We start from the raw sequence: 18,247 nt of genomic DNA, 5'->3' as shown, positions 1-18,247 counted from the left end.
CAATCAAGAGATGCGGGAGAGTCGCTTTGGCGGCTGCTCCCGCATTTCTTTTTTGGCTGGGAGGGCCTGTGGTGAAGAAGGAACGGAAGCGAGATAACGGGAGGTATGCGCGGGAGGGTTCGGTCGAGGAGAAGACGAAGCCGGAGCAGGCTGGGCCGGCTGCGGTGGGGGCTCCTCGGGCGAAGAATTGCAGGGCGTTTGCGCGGAAGAGGATGGCGGAGGAGATGCCGGGGATCGTGTCGGCGCTGATCGAGGGGACGAAGGGCGGGAGTGTTCCGCATGCGAAGGTGCTGCTGGAGTTGACCGGGGTGACGAAGGATCCACCGAAGCCCAAGGTGGTGAAGAGGCGGGGAAAGACGCTGGCGGGACGGCTGCTGGAGGAGATTGCGGAGATGAAGAAACAGGGATTAGAAGACAGGGATTAGAAGACAACAGAAGCAGATCCCCTGCGGGGATGACAACCAAGAAGGGCAACAGCAAGAACACGCAACGGCAGAAGCCAATATGGGATTCTTTGCTGCGCTCAGAATGACATGCGGTTGATTGGTGGGTTGAGGAGGTGGCATGGAGTATGCAAGGGAGCTTCATCGGCGGGGCGCTGCGCTTCGGGCGGGGGTTGGTTCGGGGCTGGGACGGTGTGGGCGGTTTGTGCGGCAGCCGGACGGGATGAGCATGCGGGCGATGGCGGTGGAGTTTCCGGAGGTGCATGGGCATCCGAACCGGTTGCCGTTTGAAGGGTGCCTGACGCTGGTGGATGTGGCCAGCGACAAGGCTCCAAGTGGGGCGCGGGGGCACCGGGTAGTGCTGACGCGGGCCGCGGCGGAGGCTGCTCTGCCTAGCCTGATGGGGATGGCGGTCGACTACAAAGCCGGGTGGGATGGGCATGACGCGCGGCAGAAGTGCGGGATCATCACGTCGGCTGAAGTGGATGGCAGGAAGGTGATGGTTGCGGGATATCTGTTTGCGCGGGACTTTCCGGAGATGGAGGCCCGGGTGCAGACGGATGGGCTGATGGGGATGAGCTATGAGCTTGCGGATGCCCATGTCGAGGATATGCGGGCTTCCGTGTGGACGCTGACGCGGGCTACGTTTACCGGGGCGGCGATTTTGCTGCGGGATAAAGCGGCTTACCGGGGGACGAGCTTTCGGTTGCGGCGAGCGGCTTAAGGGCAGGGCTTAGGGCTCAGAAGACAGGAGCAACGGCACAGATGGAAGCGGATTCCTCTTGGGGGACGACAACAAAGGGCAACGATGTGTGCATCGGCTGCGTGCCGGTGCTGCGGAATGGGAGGGTTGGATGGAGATGGAGATGAGCGTGGAGATGCATGAAGGGCTGGAGCGTTTGACGGCTGCGGCGGCGATGCTGGAGACGGCGGTGGCTCGGCTGGCGGGGATTTCGATGTCGGCGGAGAGCTCGGCTTTGACGGAGCTGGAGGAGAAGCTGGCGGCGGCCGAGGCCAGGATTGCGGAGCTGGCGGCCCGTGGGGCCGGCTTTGGGCGGAAGACGCTGCAGGCCAAGGGCGGCTCGCGTGGCGAGGGGCTGGAAGGGGCGATCGATGGCGCGCTTACGAGTCTCAGCCTGGAGCAGAGGATTGCGGTGAAGTCGGAGCTGATGCGGAGTGGTTTGCTGGGTTAGTTCTGTTGTCGCGCGAAAATGTGTGGCGGGGACGAACCCACATCTCAGAAGCGAGATGTGGGGCACCCGGGTTGGTGGCAGGGTCTGGGCTGAGGCTCAGGCCCTTTTTGTTTTTTGAAAGGGAGATTGGATGAACGCTAAGTTTACAGAGATCAGTGCGGCGGCCGATTACATTGGGCCTGGCGCGATCGAGATTCCGCTGTACCAGACGGAGATTACCGACCTGGTGCGACGCCGGGGCGTGTTTGGGCAGAGGATCAAGCAGGTGCCGGCTACGGGGCATCCTTCGCGGTTCTTTGAAGAGACGGCGATTCCCTCGCCTGCCGCTTCTGCGGGATTCGTCGACCCGCGGAACATTGTGGCTCCGCTGGTGAGCCCGACGCGTGTGGAGAGGTCGGTTCCGCTGAAGGCGCTGGTGGCGCAGATCAACTACAACCTGTTCGATGTGGAGCTGGGCAAGCAGCAGAGCCAGTTTGCGTATCTGCAGGCGAAGGACCTGACCGACACTGTGGATGGTGTGCTGCGTACGCATGACCTGGCGCTCTGGAATGGCACCGATACGAGCCTGAGCTCGCCGACGACGGCGCAGTACTTTGGCGCGGCGGCGCAGATTGCAGGTGGCGGAAATACGGTGACGATCGGGACCGGACAGAGCATTGTCGATGGGCTGAAGTCGACGATTGCGCAGATGCTGGCGAACACGTCGTTTGGTGTGAGGCCTACGGCGATCTATGCGAATCCGGTGCTGCTGGATCTGATCGATCGCGAGATGAAGACGGAGTTCAACGTGGTGTTGAACACGCGGGAGATCGAGGCGGGGCTGACGGTGAAGACGCTGTCGACGCAGGCGGGCGATATTCCGCTGATTCCGGAGTGGACGCTCTCATATACGGGCACGCCGGGTTCGGGGAGCGCGGTGCTGCCGGCCTACATTGTGACGGAGGACATGATCGAGTACCACTGGCTGACGGATCCGAATCCGCGGATCTTCCGGCTGGGTGCGGTGGGGTCGCTGGCGTCGCAGCATGTGGTGGTGAAGTTCGGCGGCGTGGTGGTGAAGGGTGCGAACTATGCACACTACCAGGTGCTGGTAGATCGCTAGAAGCAGGCAGTAGGCAATAGGGAGTAGGGAGTAGAAAACTTCCTGCTCCCGTTTTGTAACTTTATTGATTACGTATGGAGGGGTGATGAGTTTTGTTGGGTTTCTTGAGGCTGCGGGTAAGGACTTTGCCAAGGGGCTGGGCTACGTGGTGAAGATTGCGGTTCCGGTGGAGGCGCTGGCGAAGCTGCTGTTTCCGCAGTTCGCTCCGGCGGTTACGGCGGGGGTGGATGCGGCGACGCTGATCCAGAATGCGGTGCTGCTGGTGGAGCAGAAGTGGGCGGCAGCCGGGAAGCAGAATGGGACCGGCGCGCAGAAGCTGGCGGAGGTGATGACGCTGGCGGAGAGCGCGGTGACGGCGATTCTGACGCAGTTTGGGGTTCATGCGGATACGGCGTATGTGACGAGCCTGGTGAATGCGGTGGTGGCGGTGCTGAATGTGGCGGCTGCTCCGGCCTCTGCCTCGGTGGCGGGTTAGAGGAAGAACGAGCAACGGCAACCGCAGGTCCTTCGGCTGCGCTGCTCGCAACGTGCGCGAGCAGCTTCGCTCAGGGTGACAGTTTCTCGGGTCGGGTTGAAGCAAGAACAAGCAACGGCAAAAGCCAATACGGGGGTCTCTCCACTGCGCGATGGACGGTGAAACTGTCCATCGCTCCGGTCGAGATGACGCTTCTTTGGGGTGAGGGTGAATGACCTGAGCTATCGGAGCGGGATATTGGGTTTGCTGAAGAGGAGATGGAGGGTGGATGGGGTATCTGGAGCCGGGTGAGTATGTGGCGTATGGGTTGACGGCGGAGACGCCGGATGACTGGGTGGCGATGGCTTCGGCGTTGATCGAGGCGCACTGCCGGAGGCCGAGTCTGCTGGTGACGGCGTATGTGGAGCGGGTGAGGCTGGTGGCGGGCAATCGCACGATGCGGCTGAGCTATGGGCCGGTGAGTGCGGTGACGGGCGTGCGGGTGCGGTATGGGCAGGCTCGTCGAGGCGAGATACAGGCTTCTTGGTTGAGCCAGGTGACGATGGCGTTTGGGCTGCCGGGAAGCTGGAGTGTGCTCGATCTTTCGCTGGTGGATCTGGATGTGTCTACGGGCGAAGTGACGCTGGGCTGGCATGTGCTGGGGCTGGACTACAACGAGGTTGAGGTGAGCTACAACGCGGGGGTGAGCGTGGTGCCGGTAGGGGTGAAGGTGGCGTGTGCGCAGGTGGTGAAGAATGCGCAGGCGATGCCGGCGCTGAATGTGAGCAGGACCAGGATGGACACGATGCAGATGCAGTACTTCAGCGGGAGTCTGCTGGATGAGTCGGTGAAGTCGCTGCTGCGGCCCTATGTCGCGACGAAGGTGGCGTGATGCAGGGGGCTGGGTTGGTGAGGGCGGCGGATGCGCTGTTGCGGATGGCCGGGGGTCGGGTGGTGAAGGTGAGGATGCCTTTGGCAGGTGTGCCTTCAGACGATGCGGAGCAGCTGGGGCTGGCGTCGGCGGGGTTTCAGGATGTGGAGATGGGGCCGGTGGCGTTTCGCAAGGCGCGGGCTTTGTTGAAGGCGGGTGAAGGACCTCGGTATGAGTTGATGGTTTCGGTTTCGGCGGTGATGGGGCTGGTGGGGTCGCTGGGGTTTGAGTCGGTGGCGGTGTTGTTTCGGGAGTGTGCGGGGATTGTGGTGGGGGAGAGGCTGCTGTTTGTGGAGAGCTGCACGGCGAGCGAGGCGGGTGGGGAGATTTATTGCTATCGCCTGGGGTTGCGGGGGCCGGTGGGGTTGGTGGTTTAGGCGGCGGAGAGATTGGTGTGGCTTCACCCAGCGTGGTGGCTTCGCAGTTATGCAACGGAAAGGGTTACTTATTTATGCAGGATGTGAAGGATACGTTTTTTGTTGCGCTGCGGGATCGGGTGGCGAGTAGGAATCCGGCGCGGACGGTAGTGGTGAGGGGCGTGGTGCGGCCTGGGGTGATGGTTGAGGAGAACGAGTTGGCTACGGAGTGGATTCCTACGGGCGTGTTCTCGGTGCGGTGGAGGGATGTGGCGGTGGATCGGAGTGGAGACGTGCCGCTGGCGGCTCTGGGATGCTCGATTCGGTACGGCACGGATGGGGATGCGGCGCATGGCGGGATGGACCGGGGGAGGCTGCTGGCGCAGATGGATGCGGAGCTTGGGTTGGCGCTGGGGGCGGGGGTTCGGAACGTTCCGAAGATGAGTTTCGCCAGCGGGGCGGCGGTGGCGCTGGGGACGCAGGTGTTTTGGGGAGACGTGGCGTTTGGTGCTGCGGTGGTTGCCGGGGAACGGTTGGAGCGAGTGGCGACGGTGACGGTGTTTGGGTATCTGGAGGCGGGGAGCTGATGGCGGATACGGGGTTGGAAGGGCGGCGGGTGCGGGGGTACTTTGCTGCGGTGAACCGGGCGGCGGGGGTGCCGGTGATGTTCGATCCGGCGGTGCTGGGGAGAGCGGTGGAGATGCCGGCGCCGTGGGTGGATCTGGGTTGGTGCTCGGGGTTCAAGAGGACGAGCGCGACGACGGTGGGTGCGGTGGTGACGGGGGCTCCCGGGGTGGCGGGAGCGCAGGTACGGACGGCGGTGGGCGCGGAGGTTTCGTTTTGCTTTGAGACTTGGGGGCGGCTGCAGGTGGCGCTGGCTGCGGGGGCGCAGAGTTTGAATGTGTTGAAGGCCGGGAGCGGGGCGGCGGCGAATGGGAGTGGTGGGCTGGCGGAGGCTCCGGTGGGGCTGGTGAGCGGGTCTACGGCTTCGGTGTTGATGGTGGGTTCGACTGCCGGGTTCGCGGTGGGGGATCTGGTGGCGGTGGATGTGGACTATGCGGGTCAGGTGGGGTTTGTGGGGACGGGCGTGAGTGGGGCGTATGTGCGGTCTTCGGCTGCGGTGGGCGGGGATGTGAACTACATCCGGCGGGTGACGCTGAATGTGGGTCGGGTGGCTGCGGTTGGGGTGGGGACGCTGACGCTGGAGGCACCGCTGATGGCGGGAGCTCCGAGTGCGGGGATGCAGGTGAGCGCGATGGTGGGGTTCTGCGATCGGGAGGGTGGGAGCTTCTTCCAGGAGTGGTCGGGGTTGTTTGTGCTGGATGGAGAGCAGGGGGATCGGGCGATCTTTCACTATCCGCGGCTGCAGGCGATGGAGGGCTCGCGGGAGATGCCGGTGGCGATGGGCGGAGGGCTGGAGCGGGTGCGGCTGATGGGAGCCTTCAGGGCGTTGCCGGTCGTGGATGGGAACGATGGGGAGACGTGCGTTTGCTTCAGGAGCTATTTGCCAGCAGCGCAGTGACAACAAGGATTGGGGGATGGATGAGTAAGTCGATGCGGTGGGAGACGCTGGTGAAGATTCTGCTGGCGCTGGCGTTCGGGATGGTGGGGATGGCCGGTCCGCGATGGGTGGGGACGGCGTATGCGATGCAGATTGTAACCACTACTGTTGCCGATACCGTGTATCACGCGGATGGGACGGCGGCGGCGGGGACGTTGGTTATCAACTGGCCTACGTTTACGACGATGGCGGGTGAGGTGATCCAGGGCGGGAGTCAGTCGACGGCAATTGGGGCGGGAGGCGCGCTGAGTGTTGCGCTGGTTCCGAATGTGGGGGCTACTCCGATTGGGACGTACTACACGGTGGTGTATCACCTGGACGATGGGAGCGTGCAGAAGGAGTATTGGGTTGTTCCGTTGAGTGCGAGCCCGGTGACTCTCGCACGGGTGAAGAATACGGTGCTGCCGACTTCGGTTGCGATGCAGACGGTAAGCAAGAGCTATGTGGATACGGCGATTGTGGCGGCGGTGACGGGGCATCCGCTGGACTCTTCGCCGTACGTGGCGAAGACGGGCGACACGATGACGGGTCCGCTGGTGCTGCCGGGCGATCCGGTGAGCGGGAACCAGGCCGCGGACAAGCACTATGTGGATGCGAGTGTTGCGGGTATCGGGGGTGGAACGGCGGGCAAGGTAGCGCTGGTGCCGAGCGGGACGCAGGTGGTGGCGCAGCCGACGGGAACGGACCTCGAGGTGAACCGGTTGAACGGGACCGAGTATGCGAGCCAGTATGCGACGGTGCCGAATGTGAATGGGATTGCGAACGCCACGAACTCCGGCGATTGCACGGGCGCGAGTGCGGCTGGGCTGGGATGCACGGTGACGGTGGAGCCCACGGTGACGGGGCAGGAGAACTACCTGTTCAAGACGGGATGGGGGAGCCAGACGCATGTGCAGGATATGCGGCTGGGCGGTCAGCACGATACGTACTTCAATCCGAAGAATCCGGCGGACGGGAGCAATGAGTCCGGCCAGGGCATCGATGTGACGACGACGGACAGCACGGGGACGGTGGCGCAGGCTATGGCTACGGGTGCGCTGCAGTCGACGGCGCTGAACGTGAAGCATACGGCGCTGGCGGGTGGATCGAACCTGTTTTCGGCGGAGCTGGGCAGTGTTCCGTACTTCAAGACGACGTATGAAGGCTCCGAGGTGGTGGGCGTTTACAACACGCAGGGGCAGCATGTTCTGGCGGGGCTGAACACAAACTGCTATGCGGTGGGCGACTGTTTGATTGGGGCGCAGTTCCTGCATTCGATGGGCGGTTTTCGGGACAATGCCGATGAAGGCACGCATCCGTACGACATCGAGGTGCGCGAGGATCCGAGGGTGTTTACGGGACAGTGCTCGGCGGGGTGCACGGTGGGATCGCAGAGCGTGACGGTGGGGTCGCAGACAAATGGCGGGACACAGGGGGATGGACGCTACCTGATCGATAAGAATCCGGCGGGGGTGATCTCTGCTGGGTCGCTGACGGGCGGGAGTGCGGGCACGATCCATCCGGTGGCTACGTTTACGGGCAGTTCGTTTCCGGTGAGCACGTTCTTTCTGTCGGCTTCGTTGATTCCTTCGCAGGCGCACAACGTCGCTCCGGGTACGGTGACGGTGCCGATTGCGACGACGGGCGTTCCTGCGGGGTTTTCGACGAATACGGCGGCGGCGCCGGGCAGCTCGGGAATTGCGTGTATCGCGGGTGAGTCGACGATCCTGTCGAACTGGGAGATGGCTCCCTACACGGTGGTCGATGGGACGCATCTGCAGATGACGCTGCTGAAGCCGCATGGCGCGAGCTCGACGATTGCGATGGGCGGATTGTGCGGGTATGGGCTGGAGCAGAAGGTCGATACGATCAACGGGATACGCCAGGTGTTCCCGGTGGTGGGATCGTATGCCGCGAACGGGTTGTACTATGCGGGGTCGGCGACGGCGGTCGTGGGACAGATGGGGCAGACCTCCGCGTATGCGAATCTGACCTTTCCGGTGGTGTCGGCGGTGCGGAGCGGGGGTGTGGTGACGGTGACGGTGCCTTCGACCCTGGGCTATGACGTGTCGGGGTTGACGATGACGGTGGCGGGGGTGACGGACTCCAGCTACAACGGCAACTTCGCGGTGATGTCGACGAGCGCGAATACGCTGACGTACACGGAGGCCGGCGCGAACAGCACAAGCGCGGGCGGCACGATCTCATTTGTGACGGGTGGGTATGCGCTGTATCCGATGGCGGAGGTGCTGAGCGTCTACAACCCGGCGACGAAGAGCGTGGATGGGTTGTTTACGCTGGCTCCGAATACGGTGGCGTGGGCGGCGAACGATCCGGTGGAGCAGCCGCACTACTTCCAGGTGAAGATCGGTGGGGATATGGCGATCATCTCGCAGTATTCGCCGAGGCCGCAGATTCAGCAGAACACGGGGTACAGCTACCAGGACAACGTGGGTCCGACGATGCGGGGGTTCACGATTCAGAACCTGTCCGCGGCGACGAACTACTTCGGCAATGGAGGGACGCGCGGGTATCCGGACATTGCGTATGTGTCGCAGGGTATCTGGAACAGGGACTTCGATGCGCAGGCGGGCGAGCAGTCGGTGTTCTCGCTGCACTGCAACTCGAAGGGATGCAACCGGTGGGATTCGGCGTACAACCTGTTTGAGCTGGACAGCTCGGCTGGGCTGGACACGATGAACTACTCGCCGCAGACGAGTACGCTGGGGCTTTCGCTGCGGGGCACGGGGTACAGTTTTTCGCCGCTGGCTTTTACGGCAGGCACCGCGAATCTTACGACGCTGAATGTGACGAACCTGAACGCGGCGGCGATGAGCACGGCGGCGGTGAATACGGGCGTGGTGACGGCGACGACGCTGAACGGTGCGCTGGATGCGGGGAATGTGACGACTGGAACACTGAGCGCGGCGCGGTTGCCGGTGATGGTCGGTTCGGGTGGATCGCATGCGGCGGGTGCGGTTCCGGATCCGGGTGCTACTGCGGGGACGACGCGGTATCTGCGTGAGGATGGGACCTGGGTTTCGCCGGCGGGCGGCGTGACCTCGTTCAATGCGCGGACGGGTGCAGTGGCACCGGCGAGCGGCGACTATGGCGTGGCGCAGGTGACGGGCGCGGCACCGCTGGCTTCGCCGGCGTTGACGGGGACACCTACGGCTCCCACGGCGGCGAATGGGGATAACAGCACGAAGGTGGCGACGACGGCTTTTGTGGGCGCGGCTCTTACCACCGCGCTGACGAGTGTGAACACGTATACGTGGAACGGCGACTGCCTGGGGTACTTCACGTTCCAGGAGACGACGGGCGCGGCGATGGTGGACCAGTGCAACACGGCGAATGTGGGAGCGGTCTCGAGCACGGCTCCGCCGGTGCGAACCGGGAATGGTTATCAGTTCGCGTACGGGAATCAGGCGGACTTTCCAGCGTCGGTGAACAACTTCGGCACGATGACGATGGTGGTGGAGCTTCCGATCTATGCGTATGGGTCGAATCCGGCGAACCAGTACACGCAGAATACGATTCTGCTGGGGACGCACTCCACGACGAACAACGTGGGCGCGGATGTGCTGGGCAAGGCCAACGTGGTGAATGTGGGGATGTATGGGGCGACGGTCGCGGGGTACGGCTCGGGCAGCGCAAGTGCCGTGAGTGCGAGTGACGTGTTTACCGGGACGCAGGTGATTACGGTGGTTTGTCCGACGGGACGAGGCCCGCAGGTTTACCTGGGGACGACGCTGATTCTGAACGATACGACTTCGGGTTTGTCGCATGCGTGCGGTGGGGCGAATCCGCTGCCGAATGGCAATTACCAACTGGGGAGCTCGAGCAATACGGTGACGGTCGCGCTTGGCAACCTTGCGTTGATCGGGAAGGTCGACCTGGTGCGCTTTTCGGCGACGAACAGCATGACGGCGGCGCAGATTGCGGCGAACGTAAGCCTGGCGACGCAGATTGCGACGCAACGGGGGATTGCGATGACGGGGTCGCCGTATGTGTTTCCCACGGCGCAGTATATTGCGGCGGGCGACTCGATCACGTGCGGCTATAACCTGGCGGGGACGCCGGCGTGCGGGTATCTGACGACGGGAGCGTACTCCTATGCGGGTACGACGTCACTGCCTGCTTCGATGTTGAACAAGGCCTATGGAAGGCAGATCTACGGGGCGACGGGAGCACTGGTTCAGGCGCAGACCGCTCAGATTCCGTGGCTGTATGGGCCACAGTCGAAGAGCGCCGCGGGTTCGTCGATCGTGTCGCTGTTCGAAGGGACGAACAACTTCGGGGCCGGGCTGGGGCAGACGGCGGGGCAGGTGTGGGATCTGGCGGTGGGGTGGAACCGGATCGAGAAGGCGTATGGGCCGAGGACGTTCTACATCAGCATGATTTCGCGGGGAGGCAGCGGGGGCGGCGGCATCCTGAACGAGACCTCGAAGAATGCGCTGGCTTCGCTGGCAAGGGCTGGATGGAAGACGGCGGGGTATGACGCGTTTGACGATATGACGGCGGACCCTCTGATGGGGTGCGACGGGTGCAATGCGAACTCCTACTTTACGAGCGATCTGACGCATCCGAGCATTGCGGGGCAGGCGCGGATCGCGCTGAGCGTGGCGTGCACGATCAACTGGCTGGATGGGTCTTCGCCGGCGAACTTCAATCCGACGGCGATTACGGCATCGACGTACGCGGCTACGTGCGCGGATGGCGGGCTGAACTTCAATACGGCGAGCAACAGCATCAACGCGACGATGAACTCGGCGCTGTGGCAGACGGGGCGGCAGATCTCGATGTGCAACGCGACGACGATAGGGAGCAATACGCTGACGCTGACGGCTCCGAGCGACTTTCCGTTCAACAACGTGGCGGGCAATACGACGCTGACGGTGCCGGCGGGAGGATGCGTGGAGTTGACGTCGACGTTCAATGGAAACTCGGCGGCGCCGGGGGACTACTGGGCTACGGTGCGGTAACGGGAGCGGGCTGGGAGGGTGGTCCTGGCCCGCTTCGTGGTGGAGGTTGGGTGAAGCGGCTGACGAACGATGAGACGGACCTGTTGCAGATTGGGCGGGAGATGGATTGGCCGGGCGCGGGGATTCGTGCGGCGAAGACGTTGTTGAAGGTGCGGGACCGGAAGGGGAGGTTGCGGCCCCTGGTGGCGAACCGGGCGCAGAGGGCTTTTGAGGCAACTCGAGGGAGAGCGAACATCGTGCTGAAGGCGCGGCAGATGGGCGTGACGACGTGGGTGGCGGGACGGTTCTTCCTGAAGACGATCAGCGCTTGCGGGGTGTTGACGGTCCAGGTGGCGCAGACGCGGGAGGCGGCGGAGGCGATCTTCGAGATTGTGCGGCGGTTCTGGATGCATTTGCCGGAGGAGATGAAAGAGGGACCGCTGCGGTTGAGCCGGTCGAATGCGGGGCAGATGGTGTTTGGGGAGTTGGAGAGCGAGTATCGGGTGGTGAGCGCTTCGGATGAGAATGCGGGGCGTGGGTTGACGATGCAGAATCTGCATTGCAGCGAGGTGGCGCGGTGGCCGGGAGATGCGAGGGCTACGCTGGCGGGGTTGCGGGCGGCTCTGGCTCCGGGGGGAGAGATGGTGATGGAGTCGACGCCGATGGGGGCGTATGGAGCGTTCTATGAGGAGTGGTGTTCCGGGGCCGGGCTGGTAAGGCACTTTCTGCCGTGGTGGTGGGAGGAGGCCTATGTGGCGGAGCCGGTGTTCGACTGGACCCCGGAAGAGAGGGCGCTGGGGCTGACGGCGGAGCAGATCGGGTTTCGGCGAGGGCTGGAGGCGAGCTACCGGGGTCTGCGGTCGCAGGAGTTCGCGGAGGATGCGGAGACCTGCTTCCGGGCTACGGGGGAGTGTTGTTTCGAGGTTTCGGCCATTGAACAGCGAATGGCAGCGGTGGGAGATCCGCTGGAGGTTCGGCGGGGCGGAGCTCTTCTGGTTTGGCTGCCTCCGGTGTTGGGTGAGGAGTACCTAGTGGGGGTGGATACGGCCGGGGGTGGGGCGAGTGGGGACTTTGCCGCGGTGCAGGTAATCGAGCGGGAGAGCGGGTTGCAGTGCGCGGAGCTGAAGGAGAGGCTGGGGGCGCTGGAGCTGGCTCGGGTGGTGGCGGCTCTGGCCCGCGAGTATGGGGGAGCGGTTGTCGCGGTGGAGAGGAACAACCATGGGGCCGGGGTGCTGGCGTATCTGGATGCGACGGAGCGGTATGAGAGGGTTTGGGCGGGGCGGGATGGCGTGGCTGGGTGGCTGACGACGGCGGGGTCCAAGCCGGGGATGGTGAGCCGGATGGGGGCTCTGCTGGTGGAAGCGCCTTGGATGTTTTCTTCGAGGCGACTGCTGGGGGAGTGCCGGACGTATGTGGCATTTGAAGGAGGCAGGACGGGCGCGGCGAATGGCGGACATGACGATTGCTTTATGGCTATGGCGGTGGCCCAGGCGGTGAGGGCGGAGATGTCCTGCCGGACGGGCACCCTGCGCGGGCGGCGGGCGTTCACACGCCCTTTTACTCCTTCGGGTGGCTCTCCCGTTGGTCGAGAATAGGATCCGTGCCGAGCATCGTGTTGCTCGGGAATCGACGCCCACGCCGCTCAGGGTGTGCTTCGGGTATTCTGCTTGGACGCGTGGGGTGATGGCTTGGCGGTGTTGGCGGTACAGGCGATTCGTCGGATGCGGGGTGGGGCGCAGAGCCAGTTGATGCTGGGGGCGGATGGGAAGCTCTGGGTCGTCAAGTTTCAGAACAATCCGCAGCATCTGCGGGTGCTGGCGAATGAACTGATCGCTTCGCGGCTGGCGGCGGCAGCGGGGTTGACCGTGCCGGTGTGCGATGTGGTCGAGGTGACGCCCTGGCTGGTGGAACATAGCGCGGGAATGGTGATCGACCTGGGCAAGGGGCAGAGGCTGCGGTGCGCGGCGGGGTTGCAGTTTGGCAGTGCGTTTGTCGGCGGGATGATGCCGGGGCAGGTGGTGGACTATCTGCCGGAGCAGCAGATGGACGAGGTGCGGAACCTGGCGGAGTTCGCGGGGATTCTGGCGCTGGACAAGTGGGCGGGCAACTGCAACGGGCGGCAGGCGGTGTATGAGAAGAAGCCCCGGGAGAGGAAGTATCGGGCGCATTTTGTCGATCAGGGATACTGCTTCAATGCGGGGGACTGGACCTTTCCGGACTCGCCGCTGCGGGGGGTGTTTGCGCGGAACATGGTGTATCGCGGGGTGACTGGATGGGGGAGCTTTGAGCCCTGGCTGACGAAGATCGAAGAGATGGGGGCGGAGGTGCTTTGGGAGATTGCCGAGGGAGTTCCGCCGGAGTGGTACGGTGGGGATCTTGCGACGATCGAGCGGCTGATGGAGACGATGCTGGTGCGGCGGGGGCGCGTGCGGGAGTTGATTGGGTCGTTTCGGGATTCAAATCGGGAGCCATTCCCGAATTGGGTTGCGAATACGCGGGTGGTGGTGCCCCGGCAGTTTGAAGACCTGGGGAATATGGGCAAGTTTTTGATGTAGGGTTTGGTGGTTGGATTGCTTAGGTTTGGAGTGGAGGGTTTTGTTTGGGCGAGCGGGTTCCGTGTGAGTTCTTCCTGATCCGGTATGTGCCGGATGTGGTGAAGGGCGAGTTCACCAACATCGGCGTGGTGCTGCGTGAGGCCACGGGCGGTGGGGAGAGCCTTGTGCGGTTTACGCGGGACTGGTCGCGGGTGCGGTGCATGGATGCGGATGCGGATATCGGGTTGCTGGAGGGGCTGGAGGGGGAGATTGCTTCGCGTTTGGCTGTGGGGGTGAGTGCAAAGGACCCGAAGGCCGTGATGGAAGTGCTGGAGGACTCGCTTTCGAACTCGCTGCAGATGTCGCCGGCAGGGGCGTGTCTCGCGGAGAATATGGCGAGCGAGATGGAGCTGCTGATGCGGATGTATGTGGAGCCTTTGCGGGTGGCTCGTCCGCGCACGAAGACGGGGCGGGCGGCGATTGCGGGGGCGATGCGGACTGAGTTCGAGCGGGCCGGGGTTTGGGGGTTGATGCGCAAGAGGATTGGCGCTTCGATGTATACGCGTGCGGGGGATCCGATGCGGATCGATTGCGGGTATCGGGCTACGGAGCTGGTGCGGATGTTTCAGGCGGTTTCTCTGGAGGGCGATGTGGAGGGGGCCAAGGGGTTGGCTTATTCGGCGGCTTCGCTGCGTGAGGGTGTGGGGCGGGTGGAGGGGGTTTCGCTGGAGTTGACTGCGGTGGTTGAGCCTTTGCGGGAGGTTTCGGAGCTGGAGGATGAGGCGATGGAGCGGTACCGGTTTGGGGTGGAGGCGATGGAGCGGGAGGCGATTCGGGTGGTGACGGTGAACGACCTGGCGAGAGCGGCGGCGACGGCGAGGATGGAGCTGCAGGTTTAGGTTCGTCCTACGGGGGGGGGCGGGCGTTCACACGCCTTTTTACTGCTTCGTGTGGCCCTTCCGTTGGTCGAGAACAAAGTTCCATGGAGACCAACGGAAGGCCCGCACGAGATGGTAGCGGCACGATCGGTATACACGTCACGAAGTGACCGCCCCGCGCGTCGCGGGCCCGTCCGGCAGGACATGAGTTTCTAGCAGGGGTGAAGCCTTTAGGCTTCACCCCTTTTCTTTTCAGGGGGTAGGGATGGGTTGGATCGAGCGGGTTCGGGGGATATTTCAAACGAAGGTGGAGCCAGTGCGCAAGACGGCGATGCTGCCCTCCATCCTGACGCCGTACGGCGGTGCGCGGCAGGGGCAGAGCGTGATGAAGATGACGCCGGCAAACCTGCGGCGGTTCGCGGAGACGCCGGTGGCGCGGCGGGCGATCAATGTCGTAAAGGACAGGATCGCGAGCATGGATTGGCAGGTGAGGGTGCGGCGTGGATATGTCACTGGCGAGGTAACCGACGCGGATGCGCGTCTGAAGGCGCTGCGGATTGCGCTGGAGGAGCCGAACGCAGGAGACAGCTTTCGGACGCTGTTCGAGCAGGTGCTGGAGGATGTGCTGGTCGGCGGATTTGGCGCGGTGGAGATGGAGTTGACCGGGGATGCGGCGCAGCCGTTCCGGTTGTGGCCGGTGGATGGGGCGACGATCCAGGTGGATGAGAGCTGGGATGGGGATGCCGCGAAGCCTCGGTACGCGCAGGCTACCGGGCGTGTGGGCAAGGATGCGTTGGTGCCTCTGCTGGATGACGAGCTGATGTATGTGCGGCTGAATCCGCGGACGCATACGCCGTTCGGGCTGGGGCGGCTGGAGGTTGCATTTGAGACGGTGAACCAGTTGCTGGGGGCTACGCGGTATGCGGGACGGCTGGCGTCGAACTCGGTGGTGCAGTATGCGCTGTGGTTGAACGAGGCTACGCCGGAGCAGCATGAGCGGCTGATTCACTGGTGGCAGGATGAGATCGAGGGCACGGGGAAGGTGCCGATTCTGAGCTCGGAGCAGAAGCCGGAGGTGCTGCGGTTTGCAGGAGGGACGGATGCGGATCTTCACCTGCAGTGGCAGGAGTTTCTGCTGCGGATGATTGCGAATGCGTTCGACCTGCCGCCGATGCTGCTGGGGGTGACGCAGGACGTGAACAAGGCCTCTGCAGCGGAGCTGGCGGAGGAGGCGTTTCAGTCGGCGATCGTTCCGGTGGCCAAGCTGATCGCAGAGCACATTACGCGGGATGTGTTTGGGAAGAGGCTGGGTTGGCGGGAGTTTGAGTTCGTCTTCAACGACCTGGAGGCGCGGGATCCGATGACGGAGCTTTCGGTGCAGACGCAGTTGCTGGAGGCCGGGGTGTTGACGGTGGCGGAGGTGAGGTCGATGCGTGGGCTGCCTGCGTTGAAGGCGAAGCGGGGTGCGGCTTGACGATCACGATCGACAACATGGATGGGCTGGGAGCGGTGGACTATAGCGGGGCGCTTTGGTCCGGGGAGCCGCTGAAGGTGTTGAGGACGTTGAACGCGCCTTCGCGGTGTTTAGCGTCCGTGGTGAACTCGGGCGGGCTGGCGGTGCCGGTGCGGCGGGGGCGGGTAGTGGTCTCGGATGCGCAGGGAGACGTACTGTTTACGGGATACCTGGCGGTGGAGCCGGAGGCGGTTTACCTGGGTGCGGGAACGATGGGGCCGGTGTATCGCTATGCGTTGAGCGCGGTGAGCGATGAGTGGGTGCTGGATAAGCTGACCGTGCCATCGAGTGGAGCGGGGCTGGCGGTGGGTGGTGGGGTGCTGTTGCAGACGCTGACCCAGCGCGTGGGTGGATCGTCGGTTTCGACGGGCGGCGTTGCGGCGGGGCGGGCGGTGGGGGTGTTTCAGCCGGTGCCCGCGGAGGCGTGGTCGGTGAACGCGGGTAAGCTGGCTGGCGCGGCTTACGGGACGTACCGGGTGGTCAATGGGGCTCTGTCCTTTGGGTCTGTGGGGACCGTCACGCATACCTTGAGCGATGGGGATGGGACGCTGCGCCCGGGTGCGCTGGTGGCTGGGGCGGTGAAGGAGCTGGCGAACGATGTGACGGTCTCCGGGGCGGTGGAGCCCGGGACGTATGTGACGGAGATGTTCGCAGGGGATGGAGCGACGGCGGAGTTTGTGCTGAGCGAGGCTCCGTTTCGACCGGCGGCTTTGCAGGGGCGGCTGGTCGACGATGCTTTCGATGCGGGAGTGTTCAACCCGCAGACCTGGGTGGTGACGGATCCGGGGTCGCATCTTGGTTTTGGTGGTGGCGGGCTGGCGATGGCGGGCGGCAATGGGTTTGATGGGCAGACGACGCTGACGGCGATCGACCCGGTGGAGATGGGCGGGACGTTGCTGATCGAGGCGGGCGCGGTGGTGCTGGCTACGGCGAGCGACGGGGTGTTGTGCGGGTTGTTTTCGGGGGCGGTGTCGCGGACGAACTGCTTTGCCGGTTGGAACGTGCGGCAGAGCGGGGGGAACACGATCGTGACGCCGATGGTGTATGGGGTCGAGGTCGGGACGAGCTATCCGGCTTTGAGCGGGCATCGGTATACGTTCCGGATGCGGCTGCACTGCGCGGAGATGGAACGCGTGATGCAGACGTACTATGCGCGGGTGGATGGAGGTGTGGAGAGCTTTGGCGGCGGGCTGGTGAGCGCGGCGATGTCGATGTGCTTCGAGGTGATCGACCTGGGGGTTTCGTCGAATACGCCGGCTACGGTTTTGTATGACACGGCTTCGGCGGGGTTGGTGATGGATACGCCCGCCAGCTGCACGTTTTGTGCGGTGGATGCGGTGCAGATCTTCGGGTCGATGGGGTACTGCCGGTTGACGCAGACGGGTTCGGCGTGGGTGGTGAGTACGCCGGCCTCGGGAGTTTCGTTTACGCGGCTGATGGGCGTGGCCGGTCAGGGTGTAGATGGTGCGTTGACGGAGTCGGCAGGGACGGGCAAGGTGACGTTCTTTGCGGGGCGGATTCCGGCGGCGGGGGAGATCGTTTCGGTGATGTACCGGAGGTCGCGGCGGTCGGTAGCGCGGATGGCCGATGCGGCGAGCGTGGCGGCGGAGGGGATGGCGCGTTGGCTGGGTAAGGTCGTGAGGCCGGTGGCGCGGTGCTCGGCGGATTGCGAGAGCGCGGCGATGGCGGTGCTGCGCTTTGCCACGGCTCGGGCGGCGGCTTTGCGGGGGACTTATACGGCTTGCGTGATCGGGACGTTTCCGGGTGGGGATGTCTGGCCGGGGGATGTGCTGGCCTTGACGGCGGACGGCGCGACGCTGAACGTCGTGGTGCGGGAGGTGGTGGTCGAGGATGGGCGTGCCGCGCCGGAGGTGTTGGGCTACAGGATTTCGTTTGCGAACGACTGGGCGGATGGGTTGGGGTTGACGCTCTCGGAGTCGGTGGCGGCGGATGCGCTGCTGCCTCAGACGGCGTCGGCTGGCGCGGCGGAGGTGCTTGCGAACCTGCAGCAACTGACCGTGACCAGCGCGACGGGGACTGCGTTGCAGGTAGATGCCGGAACGGCTGCACCTGTGGGCGGCGGGTTTGAGGTGCGGGTGCGGGATGGGGGCTTCGGACTGGGGAATGCGGCGGATCTGGTGCTGCGGAGCCCGGTGCGGAGCTTCTCGATTCCGAGGGTTTCGGCGGGTGAGCGGTATTACGTGCGGATGTATGACGGCAGCGGGGTGTATTCGCGGTGGTCGAGTGCGGTGTTTTGCAGTTTGCCTACACGCTAGAAGCCCGCTACGCGCGGAGCGGTCACTTCGTGACATGTATTGGGCTTCGCGGTGGGCCTCCCG

15 protein-coding genes are annotated in these 18,247 nt (G+C 64.1%); all 15 read left to right on the top strand.

Annotated elements, in window-relative coordinates:
- Positions 1-71 precede the first annotated feature (71 nt).
- The 15 genes from BM400_RS03600 to BM400_RS21900 all read left to right on the top strand — a co-directional run bounded on the left by BM400_RS03600 (position 72) and on the right by BM400_RS21900 (position 18,184).
- Positions 72-425 (top strand): hypothetical protein, encoded by a 354-nt coding sequence (locus BM400_RS03600; protein ID WP_141223797.1) that lies wholly within the window; start codon positions 72-74, stop codon positions 423-425.
- 139 nt (positions 426-564) lie between these two features.
- On the top strand, positions 565-1,167 hold the full coding sequence (locus BM400_RS03595; protein WP_245781662.1) for a hypothetical protein: 603 nt from the start codon (positions 565-567) through the stop codon (positions 1,165-1,167).
- Positions 1,168-1,297: 130 nt separating this feature from the next.
- Positions 1,298-1,636 (top strand): hypothetical protein, encoded by a 339-nt coding sequence (locus BM400_RS03590; protein WP_089836702.1) that lies wholly within the window; start codon positions 1,298-1,300, stop codon positions 1,634-1,636.
- 130 nt (positions 1,637-1,766) lie between these two features.
- The gene (locus BM400_RS03585; protein WP_089836700.1) at positions 1,767-2,738 is read left to right on the top strand and encodes a hypothetical protein; all 972 of its coding nucleotides are present in this window, start codon (positions 1,767-1,769) and stop codon (positions 2,736-2,738) included.
- A gap of 85 nt (positions 2,739-2,823) precedes the next feature.
- Complete coding sequence (locus tag BM400_RS03580) at positions 2,824-3,213, top strand: hypothetical protein (RefSeq protein ID WP_089836698.1); 390 nt, start codon at positions 2,824-2,826, stop codon at positions 3,211-3,213.
- Between the two features lie 268 nt (positions 3,214-3,481).
- A complete protein-coding gene (locus BM400_RS03575) occupies positions 3,482-4,084 on the top strand; it encodes a hypothetical protein (RefSeq protein WP_089836696.1) in 603 nt (200 codons plus the stop codon).
- Positions 4,081-4,500, top strand: coding sequence for a hypothetical protein (locus BM400_RS21905; protein WP_175528849.1), 420 nt, complete (start codon positions 4,081-4,083; stop codon positions 4,498-4,500). Before BM400_RS03575 ends, BM400_RS21905 begins: the two co-directional genes overlap by 4 nt.
- A 17-nt stretch (positions 4,501-4,517) precedes the next feature.
- Positions 4,518-5,066 carry a hypothetical protein gene (locus BM400_RS03565; protein WP_245781661.1) on the top strand — a complete coding sequence of 183 codons (549 nt, stop codon included), beginning with the start codon at positions 4,518-4,520 and terminating at the stop codon, positions 5,064-5,066.
- Positions 5,066-6,001, top strand: coding sequence for a hypothetical protein (locus BM400_RS03560; protein ID WP_281245480.1), 936 nt, complete (start codon positions 5,066-5,068; stop codon positions 5,999-6,001). Before BM400_RS03565 ends, BM400_RS03560 begins: the two co-directional genes overlap by 1 nt.
- Positions 6,002-6,021: 20 nt before the next feature.
- Positions 6,022-11,004 (top strand): SGNH/GDSL hydrolase family protein, encoded by a 4,983-nt coding sequence (locus tag BM400_RS03555; protein WP_141223796.1) that lies wholly within the window; start codon positions 6,022-6,024, stop codon positions 11,002-11,004.
- Between the two features lie 50 nt (positions 11,005-11,054).
- A complete protein-coding gene (locus tag BM400_RS03550) occupies positions 11,055-12,578 on the top strand; it encodes a phage terminase large subunit family protein (protein ID WP_245781659.1) in 1,524 nt (507 codons plus the stop codon).
- Positions 12,579-12,677: 99 nt separating this feature from the next.
- A complete protein-coding gene (locus tag BM400_RS03545; protein ID WP_342714601.1) occupies positions 12,678-13,538 on the top strand; it encodes a HipA family kinase in 861 nt (286 codons plus the stop codon).
- Positions 13,539-13,582: 44 nt separating this feature from the next.
- Positions 13,583-14,416 (top strand): DUF3037 domain-containing protein, encoded by an 834-nt coding sequence (locus tag BM400_RS03540; protein WP_089836686.1) that lies wholly within the window; start codon positions 13,583-13,585, stop codon positions 14,414-14,416.
- 244 nt (positions 14,417-14,660) lie between these two features.
- Positions 14,661-15,869 (top strand): phage portal protein, encoded by a 1,209-nt coding sequence (locus BM400_RS03535; RefSeq protein WP_089836685.1) that lies wholly within the window; start codon positions 14,661-14,663, stop codon positions 15,867-15,869.
- Complete coding sequence (locus BM400_RS21900; RefSeq protein WP_089836683.1) at positions 15,866-18,184, top strand: hypothetical protein; 2,319 nt, start codon at positions 15,866-15,868, stop codon at positions 18,182-18,184. Before BM400_RS03535 ends, BM400_RS21900 begins: the two co-directional genes overlap by 4 nt.
- The last annotated feature ends 63 nt before the right edge of the window (positions 18,185-18,247 follow it).

This window comes from Granulicella pectinivorans, assembly GCF_900114625.1.
GTDB classification, from domain to species: Bacteria; Acidobacteriota; Terriglobia; order Terriglobales; family Acidobacteriaceae; genus Edaphobacter; species Edaphobacter pectinivorans.
This window is presented reverse-complemented; position numbering and strand designations above follow the sequence as displayed.